General features: G+C 67.5%; 10 protein-coding genes. 5 read left to right on the top strand and 5 right to left on the bottom strand.

The features are described from left to right. The 5 genes from ribD to AC3WJI_RS05770 form a co-directional block, all read right to left on the bottom strand. Positions 1-706, bottom strand: a 706-nt coding sequence (ribD, locus tag AC3WJI_RS05790) for a bifunctional diaminohydroxyphosphoribosylaminopyrimidine deaminase/5-amino-6-(5-phosphoribosylamino)uracil reductase RibD (RefSeq protein WP_492756304.1), incomplete at its 3' end; no start/stop codon positions are given. Further along, the gene (locus tag AC3WJI_RS05785; RefSeq protein ID WP_492756299.1) at positions 703-1,056 is read right to left on the bottom strand and encodes a hypothetical protein; all 354 of its coding nucleotides are present in this window, start codon (positions 1,054-1,056) and stop codon (positions 703-705) included. The genes ribD and AC3WJI_RS05785, both read right to left, overlap by 4 nt. Before the next feature lie 81 nt (positions 1,057-1,137). Next, positions 1,138-1,809, bottom strand: coding sequence for an energy transducer TonB (locus AC3WJI_RS05780; protein ID WP_492756298.1), 672 nt, complete (start codon positions 1,807-1,809; stop codon positions 1,138-1,140). A 79-nt stretch (positions 1,810-1,888) separates the two neighbouring features. Beyond that, positions 1,889-3,223: a glutamate--tRNA ligase gene (gltX, locus tag AC3WJI_RS05775; RefSeq protein WP_492756297.1), complete on the bottom strand. Its 1,335-nt coding sequence runs from the start codon at positions 3,221-3,223 to the stop codon at positions 1,889-1,891. 40 nt (positions 3,224-3,263) lie between these two features. Then, the gene (locus AC3WJI_RS05770) at positions 3,264-3,809 is read right to left on the bottom strand and encodes a YcxB family protein (protein ID WP_492756296.1); all 546 of its coding nucleotides are present in this window, start codon (positions 3,807-3,809) and stop codon (positions 3,264-3,266) included. Positions 3,810-3,879: 70 nt separating this feature from the next. Between AC3WJI_RS05770 and AC3WJI_RS05765 the strand changes: the two genes are divergently transcribed. The 5 genes from AC3WJI_RS05765 (at position 3,880) to ribA (ending at position 9,992) form a co-directional block, all read left to right on the top strand. Then, positions 3,880-4,815: a ribose-phosphate pyrophosphokinase gene (locus tag AC3WJI_RS05765; protein WP_492756295.1), complete on the top strand. Its 936-nt coding sequence runs from the start codon at positions 3,880-3,882 to the stop codon at positions 4,813-4,815. Positions 4,816-4,928: 113 nt separating this feature from the next. Continuing rightward, entirely contained in the window at positions 4,929-7,253 is a 2,325-nt protein-coding gene (locus AC3WJI_RS05760) for an FtsK/SpoIIIE family DNA translocase (RefSeq protein ID WP_492756294.1), read from the top strand. 83 nt (positions 7,254-7,336) lie between these two features. Further along, entirely contained in the window at positions 7,337-7,948 is a 612-nt protein-coding gene (locus AC3WJI_RS05755; RefSeq protein ID WP_492756293.1) for a LolA family protein, read from the top strand. Between the two features lie 206 nt (positions 7,949-8,154). After that, positions 8,155-8,937, top strand: coding sequence for an exodeoxyribonuclease III (locus tag AC3WJI_RS05750; RefSeq protein WP_492756292.1), 783 nt, complete (start codon positions 8,155-8,157; stop codon positions 8,935-8,937). Then, positions 8,934-9,992, top strand: a complete 1,059-nt coding sequence (gene ribA, locus AC3WJI_RS05745; RefSeq protein WP_492756291.1) for a GTP cyclohydrolase II — start codon at positions 8,934-8,936, stop codon at positions 9,990-9,992. Before AC3WJI_RS05750 ends, ribA begins: the two co-directional genes overlap by 4 nt. The last annotated feature ends 3 nt before the right edge of the window (positions 9,993-9,995 follow it).

Below are 9,995 nucleotides of genomic sequence, written 5' to 3'. Positions count from 1 at the left end.
CCCCCAACCCCTCCCCTGAAGGGGAGGGGCTAGACCGGCTTAGCATCAGTCGCCGCGGCGAGCGCGCCTCCAAGCCCGGCAGGCGCACGTCGAGCTTCGGGCGATCGACTTCCCAAGTGCGGCGCCCGACGAGGATCGCCTCGTGCCGCGCGCGTTCGAGATGGGCGTGCGCGCGCGCCTCGGGCCCGGTGATCCAGCGGCTCTCGCCCGACGGCAAGGCGATACGGCCGTCGAGCGAAGTGGCGAGCTTGAGCGTGACGAACGGACGGCGCTTCACCTGGCGGGTGAGAAAGCCCGCCATCGCCGCGCGCGCCGGCGCTTCGGCCACGCCCTCGGCAACCGTGATCCCGGCGGCGCGGAGCTTCGCAGCGCCCTGGCCGTTGGTGCGCGGATCGGGATCGCCGAGCGCGATCACCACGCGCGCCACGCCGGCCGCGGCGAGCAGGTTGGCACAGGCCGGCCCGCGCGGCGAGACATGCGCGCAGGGTTCGAGCGTGACGTAGCAAGTCGCGCCGCGCGACTTTTCGCCGGCCTGGGCGAGCGCCATCGCCTCGGCATGCGGCCGCCCGCCGGGCTGGGTCCAGCCGCGCCCTACGACACGGCCGTCCTGCACCAGCACGCAGCCGACATTGGGATTGGGCGCGGTGCGCCCGCGGCTACGCTCAGAAAGCGCCAGCGCCGCATCTAGCCAGCGCGCGTCGCTCAGAAGCCCCACGACTTCAGCTTGTCGTCATAGCGCTGGAATTCGGCCTGCTTGGCCTTGCGCCGCTTCTCGAGCTCGGCCTCTGCGATATGCTTCTTGGCCTGGTCGATCTTCTGCTGCGCCTTGATCTGCTCATCGGTGCGCGTGATCGGCCATTGCTCGACATAGATGATATTGCGCTCGTACGGCTTTTCGAACCCGGTCGCCGAATCCTTGAAGAAAACGAACAGCACGACCACCGTGACCGCGAGCGCCAGCCCGAGGAATCCCAATTGATGCGGCCGTCGGGTGGCGAGATACTGGCGCAGGTCGCGATAGGCCGCGACTGGCGAGAAGAATCTGAGAAAGCTCATGTCGCCGCAGAGATAGGGGCGCGTGGGCTCCAGGGCAAACCCCCGCGCCGCCGGCCGCCGCGGCAGCCGGCAAGGACGGCGTCACTGGTCCTTGATCAGGAACCGGACGCTGAGGGTCTTCCAGCTCTCTTCGGGAATGCCGCCGCGCGTCGCCGGCTTGAAGCGCCATTTGGCCAACGCCTGGCGCCGTGCCGCCTCAAAGAATGCGTCGCTGGTGGCGCTGACCGCCTCGGCCGCCTTCACACGCCCGTCCGCACCGATCAGCACGCGGAGCTGGACGACGCCATCGCGCTGCGCGCGCAGCTCGACCGCCGGATAGGTCGGCTGGAAGTCCTTGAGGTATCGCGGGTCCTGTTCCGCGCGGACCAAAGGCGGCAGCGGCGGTGTGATCGGTTCGGGCACATAGGTCGGCCCCTCCGCCGCCTTGGGCATCGGCGGCCCAGGCGGATCACCGATTACCCGCGTCGTTTCGGTCGGATTGTCCGATGCGGTCTTGATATAGGGATCGGGTGCTGTGGGCGTCGGGTTCTGCGCGACGCGATTCTCGACCTTGGGCTGCGGCTTGGGCGGTTCGGGCGGCGGCACGGGCGGATCGAAGACATCGATCAGCTTGATGTCAGGGCCCTTGAGCGCCGGAACGATATTCGGCGCCGAATAGATCAGCCCGGCGATCAGCGCCCCGTTGATCAGGAAGGCGCCTCCGAGGCTCACCGCGCGCGATTTGGGCGGTGCGTAGCGATGTTCGGCATACATAGGTTGCTCTCCATCTTGCGCCGATCTCATGTCGGCTTAGTGATGATACAACGTATCACGTATGTCGTAAATAGGTTGCCTATCCAGCCGCCGAGAGCCGGGCCAGCGCACGATCCTTGCCGATCAGCGGGAGCAAGGCGGCCATATCAGGGCCATGCGCGCGGCCGGTGAGCGCGAGGCGCAGCGGCAGGAACAGCGCCTTGCCCTTGCGCCCGGTCGCCTGCTTGAGCGCGTCGGTGAGCGCGCGCCACGGATCGCCCGACCAGTCGATCGCGGCAGCGGCCTGCGCCGCCTCGGCGAGATAGGCGCGATCCTCCGCCGGGACTTCGGCCGGGTCGACCGGACCTTCGACGACGTGCCACCAGTCGGTCGCTTCGGCGACGGTCGCGAGATTGGGCCGGATCGCCGCCCATCCGGCTGACGTCATGCCGTCGGGGAGCCGCGACGCGACCGCGGCGAAGTCGAGCAGGTGAACGATGCGCGCATTGAGCTGGCCGAGCTCGGCTTCGTCGAAGCGCGCCGGCGCGCGGCCGAAGCGGGCGAAGTCGAAGCCGGCAATCAGCGGCGCGGGATCGACATGCGGTTCGACCGGATCGCTGGTGCCGATCCGCGCGAGCAAGGCGACCAGGGCCTGGGGCTCGATGCCGGCCTCGCGGAAATGCTCGACGCCGAGCGAGCCGAGCCGCTTGGACAGCTTGCCCTCGTTGCCGACGAGCAAAGCCTCATGCGCGAACGCGGGGGCCGTGCTGCCGAGCGCACCGAACATCTGGAGCTGGGTCGCGGTGTTGGAGACATGGTCCTCGCCGCGGACCACGTGGGTGACGGCCATGTCCATATCGTCGACCACCGAGGGGAAGAGATAGAGCCACGAACCGTCGGCGCGGCGGATGACGGGGTCGCTCATCGTCTTCGGATCGAAGCGCTGATGGCCGCGGATCATATCGTCCCATTCGATGGCGCTGTCGTGGTCGAGCCGGAAGCGCCAGTGCGGCGCGCGGCCCTCGGCCTCGAGCGCGGCGCGGTCGGCATCGCCCAGCGCCAGCGCGGCGCGGTCATAGACCGGTGGCAGCCCGCGCCCGAGCAGCACCTTGCGCTTGAGCTCAAGCTCCTGCGCTGTCTCATATGCCGGATAGACGCGCCCCGCCGCGACCAGTTCGGCAAAGCGCGCCTCGTAGCGATCGAAGCGCGCCGACTGGCGTTCCTCGCCATCGGGCACGAGCCCGAGCCAGGCGAGATCGGCGCGGATCGACTCGACGTGACGCTCCTCGGAGCGCGCCTGGTCGGTATCGTCGATGCGCAGCAGGAAGCGCCCGCCCTGCGCCTGCGCGAACATCCAATTGTGGAGCGCGGTGCGCAGATTGCCGACATGGAGCGTACCGGTCGGGCTGGGGGCGAAGCGAGTGGTGACCGTCATCGCGGCGCTCTAGCCAGCGCAGGTGCCGCGCGCAAACCGATCATAATCGGCGCAGGCCCGACGCCTCGAGCGTCGCACGCAAGTCGCCGCGCTGCTCCTCCGAGAGGATCGCCGCCGGAATCACATGATAATGCTGCTCGTTGACGTAGAGGAGGAAGCCGATCCCGGCCAAATGCCAGCCGTAGAAGTCGCTCCACGGCAATTCGCTGGTCCCATTGGCCGAGCGCGCCGAAAGCCCGGCGGCGGACCAGCACGCCTCGACCGGACGGCCCGACATCGGGTTCTGGCGCACGACCCGCCGTATCCGGCGCGGAATGACGGCGTAGAGCAGGGCGCACATGAAGGGCACCAGCACCAGCACTTCTGCGCCGAACAGCAAGGCGGTTTCGAGCGGGTGCGGGTCGCCGATCAGGATCCCGAAGGCCAAGCCGGCCGCCGCGAAGAGCACCGCGCCGATCGCGACGCGCGCCGCCATCCGCCGCGAGAAGATGCGGCGCCGGAAGTTGGCACGGCTCGCGGCGACCTGCGCTTTCTCGTCGAGCGAATAGGTCAGGCAGGTGACCGTTTCGGGATGTTCGATCGGCATCAGGTCTTCCCAATCCGCCACTTTGGCCTCTAAGGCGCGGTGCATAGCAAGCCTTTGCGGAGTGGCGCATATGAAACTGATGGCCGGCAATTCGAACCTGCCGCTCGCCAGCGCGATCGCGGACTATCTCGAGATCCCGCTGACCCAGGCCAATGTCCGCCGCTTCGCCGACGAGGAGATCTTCGTCGAGATCCTCGAAAATGTCCGCGGCGAGGACGTGTTCGTGCTCCAGTCGACCAGCTATCCGGCCAACGACAATCTCATGGAGCTGCTGATCATGATCGATGCGCTGCGCCGCGCATCGGCCAAGCGCATCACTGCGGTGCTTCCCTATTTCGGCTATGCCCGCCAGGATCGGAAGCCGGGCCCGCGCACGCCGATCTCCGCCAAGCTGGTCGCCAATCTGATCACCACCGCGGGTGCCAACCGCGTGCTCTCTGTCGACCTGCACGCCGGGCAGATTCAGGGCTTTTTCGACATTCCGACCGACAACCTCTTCGCCGCCCCGGTGATGTCGGCGGACATCCATAGCCGCTTCCCGGGCAAGCAGTGGATGGTGGTCTCGCCCGACGTCGGCGGCGTGGTCCGCGCGCGCGCGCTCGCCAAGCGCCTCGACAACGCGCCGCTGGCGATCGTCGACAAGCGCCGCGAGCGCGCCGGCGAGTCCGAAGTGATGAACATCATCGGTCAGGTCGAGGGACGCTTCTGCATCCTGATCGACGACATCGTCGATTCCGCCGGGACTTTGTGCAACGCCGCCGCGGCGCTGCGCGCGGCGGGGGCCGAAGACGTAGTGGCCTATTGCACGCACGGCGTGCTGTCGGGCGGCGCGGTCGCCCGGGTCGACGCATCGGCGCTGCGCGAATTGGTGATCACCGATTCGATCGGCAACCACACTGTCATCGCCGAGAGCAGCAAGGTCCGCCACCTGACGATCGCACCTTTGCTCGCCGAGGCGATCAAGCGGATCGCCGACGAAAGCTCGGTGTCGTCGTTGTTCGACTGAGCGCGGCCCTCTTACGAGCGCGCGTCAGACGGTACAAAACAGGTCCATCTTGACGTCAGAGTCCGGGTAGGCGATGATTCCCCCGCACCCCCTGACATGCTGGAGACTGGGCGATGGCGTCCCGGGCACAACCGTCGCTGCTGCGCGACACGATGAAGGCCGGCGTGCGCCGGAGCAGCGCACTCATCGCCGGAACCCTGCTGTTCCTTGCGACCGTCGGCGTGTTGCTGGCGCTGCTCACCTATAATTCGCAGGACCCCTCGCTCAACACCGCGTCGGGCGGACCGGCGCGCAACCTGCTGGGGCTGCCCGGCGCGTGGATCGCCGACCTGCTGCTCGCCACGCTCGGCCTGCCGGTAGCGCTGATCGCGCCGGCGGGGCTGATCCTGACCAACCGGCTGTGGCTCGATCGTCCGCTCGGCGACTGGAAGCGGATGCTGCGGGGCGTCGTCATCGGCGTGGTGCTGATGGCCACCGCGCTCGCTTTCTTCTCGAGCGATTCGGTGCTGTGGCTGGTCGGCGGCTGGGGCGGCGTGGTCGGGCTGTCGATCGCCGGGTTGTTCGGCTGGATGATCGGCTTCATCGGCGATCCGGTGATCATCTTCTGGATGGGCCGCGGGCTGGGGCTGGTCTTCGCGCTCGCCGGGCTGTGGATCTGGTGGCGCAGCCTCGACTTCACGCTGCCCGAGCGCGTCGGGATCGGCATGCCGCGGCTGTTCGGCCCTGGCAAGACGCCGCTGCTGCGTGCGCCCGATCCGCAGGAACTGCGCGAACCGCGCGAGGCACCCGAAGTGCGGGAGACCCGGGAGCCGCGCAAGTTGGTCGTGCCCGACAACCGCCCCGGCCCGGTGATCGCCGAGCCGAGCATTTCCCCCTCGCCCGCCAAGCCCAAGCCGCCGGTGCAGAGCAGCCTGGACTTCAAGGACACGTACAAGCTTCCGCCGCTCGACCTGCTCAAGCCCGCGCCGCCCAACCAGAATGCCGGGATCGACAAGCTCGCGCTCGAGCGCAACGCGCGGCTGCTCGAGAGCGTGCTCGACGACTTCCACGTCAAAGGCCAGATCGTCGAGGTGAAGCCTGGCCCCGTCGTGACGATGTACGAGCTCGAACCGGCGTCGGGCATCAAGGCGAGCCGCGTCATCCAGCTCGCCGACGACATCGCCCGCAACATGAGCGCGATCTCCGCGCGCGTCGCGACGATTCCGGGACGCAGCGTGATCGGCATCGAGCTTCCCAACGTGAAGCGCGAATCGGTCAATCTGCACGAGCTGATCGGCAGCGAGGCATTCGAGGCGCAGGGCGCGACCCTGCCGCTGGTGCTCGGCAAGAACATCGCCGGCGATCCGGTGATCGGCGACCTCGCGCCGATGCCGCATCTGCTCGTCGCCGGCACCACCGGCTCGGGCAAGTCGGTCGGTTTGAACGCGATGATCCTGTCGCTGCTCTATCGGCTGACCCCGGACCAGTGCCGGATGATCATGATCGATCCCAAGATGCTCGAACTCAGCATCTACAAGGACATCCCGCATCTGCTCGCCGACGTCGTGACCGATCCGCCCAAGGCGGTGCGCGCGCTGAAATGGGCGGTCGAGCAGATGGAGGACCGCTATCGGATGATGGCGAGCGTCAACGTCCGCAGCCTTGCCAGCTTCAACGACAAGGTGCGCCAGGCCAAGGCCAAGGGCCAGAAGCTCGGCCGGAAAGTCCAGGTCGGCTATGATCCCGATACCGGCCGGCCGATCTACGAGGAAGAGACGCTCGACCTGCAGGCGCTGCCGCAGATCGTGGTGATCGTCGACGAGCTCGCCGATTTGATGATGACCGCCGGCAAGGAAGTCGAGTTCCTCATCCAGCGGCTTGCGCAGAAGGCACGCGCCGCGGGCATCCACCTGATCATGGCGACCCAGCGGCCGTCGGTCGACGTCATCACCGGCGTGATCAAGGCGAACCTGCCGACGCGGATCTCCTTTCACGTCACTTCGAAGATCGATTCGCGCACGATCCTCGGCGAGCAGGGCGCCGAACAGCTGCTCGGCAAGGGCGACATGCTCTATATGCCCGGCGGCAAGCAGATCGTCCGCGTGCACGGACCGTTCGTCAGCGACGAGGAAGTCCAGGCGGTCGCCGATTTCTGGCGTGCGCAAGGTGCCCCCGACTACATCACCGCGGTCACCGAGGAGCCGGAAGATGGCGGCTTCGCGCTCGAAGGCGGCCCCGACGGCGACGATTCGCCCGAGGACCAGCTCTATCGCCGGGCGACGCAACTGGTCGCGGAGAGCCAGAAGGCGTCGACGTCATGGCTGCAACGCCAGCTCCGCGTCGGTTACAATTCGGCCGCGCGTTTGGTCGAGCGGATGGAGAAGGATGGGCTGGTCTCGCGCCCCGACCATGTCGGCCGCCGCGAAGTGCTGATGGACACCGACGGCCGGCCGCTGTGAGGATCGTTTCGGGGGCATCGGGGTTCAGGGGGCATTCAAACCGCGCTCGCTAGCGGTCCGGCCCTACATTCGGAGACAATGACGTGTTTGCACGGCCCCTCGCCTTCACCCTGCTTGCCGCTCCCGCGCTGATCGCGGCGGCGCCCGCGAACGAGCTTACGCAGGTCCAGCAGCATCTCGCCGGCGTGGCGAGCATGACCGCTGCCTTCAGCCAGACCGATCGAAACGGCCGCGTGCTCACCGGCACGATGACGCTGAAGCGGCCGGGCAAGATCCGCTTTCAGTACCAGAAGGGCGTGCCCCAGCTGATCGTCGCCGATGGCAGCAGCCTCTATTTCATCGACTATCAGGTGCGTCAGGTCGATCGCTGGCCGATCGGCAACTCGCCGCTCGCGGTCCTGCTCAACCCCAAGCGCGACATCACCAAGTTCGCCAAGCTTAATCCGACCGGCGACCCGCGCGTCGTGTCGATTGAGGTCCACGATCCCGCGCATCCCGAATATGGCCGGATCACGATGATCTTCCAGAAGAATCCCGCCGGTCCCGCGGGCCTGATGCTCCAGGGCTGGGTGGCGCTCGATTCGCAGAACAACCGCACGACGATCCGGCTGTCGAACCAGCAGCTCAACGGCAATGTCTCCGACGGAACGTTCCGCTGGAACGACCCGCGGAGCAAAGGCCCGCGGAATCGCTGAGTTTCCTGAACATCGTTCATGCTGGCGACAGGTTGCCGGCCCTAGAAATGTGCTTGCGGATGTGGGGCGGTACCCGGGATTTTCCCCCTGTTGCTCGGGATCGAACCACTTCCCGCCTGCGTGACGAACGCTAGGTCGGCCCTCGCTCCAATGCCCCCGGAGCGGGGGCCTTTCCGTTTCCAAGGGTTCCGCTTACATCGCACGCGATGAAGATCGCTTCCTGGAACATCAATTCCGTCCGCTTCCGCATCGAGATCGTCGAGCAATTCCTCCGCGAAGAGGCGCCCGACATCCTCTGCCTGCAGGAAACCAAGGTGATCGACGGCGACTTCCCCGAGGCGCCGTTCCGCGCGCTCGGCTATGACCATGTCATCAAGCACGGCCAGCGCATGCATCACGGCGTCGCGATCATCAGCCGCGTGCCGGTGGCCGAGGACGACCGCTTCGACTGGCAGGCCAACCAGGAGGCGCGGCATGTCGGGGTGCGGCTGCCCAATGGCGTGCGGCTCGAGAATGTTTATGTCCCCGCCGGCGGCGACGTGCCCGATCGCGAGGTGAACCCCAAATTCGGTCAGAAGCTCGATTTCGTCGAGCGGATGACGCGCTGGGCCGAGACGCTCGACGTGCCGACGATCCTGACCGGCGATTTCAACATCGCCCCGCTCGAATGCGACGTGTGGAGCCACAAGCAGTTGCTCGGCGTGGTCAGCCATACCCCGATCGAGGTCGAGGCGCTGGGGCGGCTGCAGGCGGCGCATGACTGGGTCGATCTCGGCCGCCATTTCATTCCTGCGCCCGAGCGCTGCTTCACCTGGTGGAGCTATCGCTCGAAGGACTGGACCGCGAACGATCGCGGCCGGCGGCTCGACCATATGTGGGCCAGCCGCGAAGTCGCCGACAAGGCGACGAGCCACAAGGTGTGCGAGCCGTGCCGGAGCTGGCTCAAGCCTTCGGACCATGTCCCGCTCATCACCGAGTTCGACTTTTGACCGACCCGCGCGCCGTTGCCCGCGCCGTCGACGCGCTGCGCCGCGGCTGGCCGGTAGCGATCCGCGGGAATGACGGGACGCTTCAGCTGCTTGCGATCGAGACTGCGGATGCCGAGCGGCTGAAGGCGTTCGACCCCGATGGGGCAGCGCCAGTGCTGCTCTCTGCCGGTCGCGCGGCGACGCTCAAGCTCGCCAACCAGCGCGAGGCGGCGGCGCCCGACGGACCGGTGCTGGTCGAGCGAGTGCCCTGGTTCGACTTCGACACCGCGACCGCACTCGCCGATCCGCAACTCGACCTCGCCACCCCGCTCAAGGGACCGTTCCGCGCTATCGAGATCCAGTCGTCCGACGCCGCCGCCGCGGCGCTGCGGCTGGCGCGCGTCGCCGGGCTGCTACCCGCCTTCTTCGTGCTGGATCGCGACGACTCAACCGCGGTCACCCCTGCCGATATCGACGCGCATGAGGACGCCGACCGGCTGCGAATTGTCGGGCGCGCGCGGCTCCCGGTCGACGGCGCCGAGGATAGCGAGATCGTCGCCTTCCGCACCGATGAGATGCCAGGCGAGCATGTCGCGCTGCTGATCGGCCAGCCCGACGGCAATCCGCCCTTGGTCCGGCTGCACAGCGAATGCCTGACCGGCGACGTGCTCGGTAGCCTCAAATGCGATTGCGGGCCGCAGCTCAAGGCCGCGATCGCCGCGATCGAGACAAGCGGCTGGGGGATCTTGCTCTACCTGCGCCAGGAAGGCCGCGGGATCGGACTGATCAACAAGCTGCGCGCCTATGCGCTGCAGGACCAGGGCTTCGATACCGTCGACGCCAATACCCGGCTCGGCTTCGCCGTCGACGCGCGCAACTTTGCGGTGGCGGGGCGGATGCTGGCGCTACTCGGCCAGAAGACGGTGCGGCTGCTGACCAACAATCCCGACAAGGTCGCCGCGCTCGAAGCCGCCGGGATCCAAGTGGCCGAGCGCGTGCCGCACAAGCTGCCGCCCAATCCGCACAACCTACGCTATCTGGAAGCCAAGCGGGATCGGACCGGACACCAGCTTTAGTTC

This window comes from Sphingomonas sp. FW306-1B-B10E (genome assembly GCF_058782005.1).
Note: the sequence above shows the minus strand (reverse complement) of the source record. Positions and strands in the feature narration are given on the sequence as shown.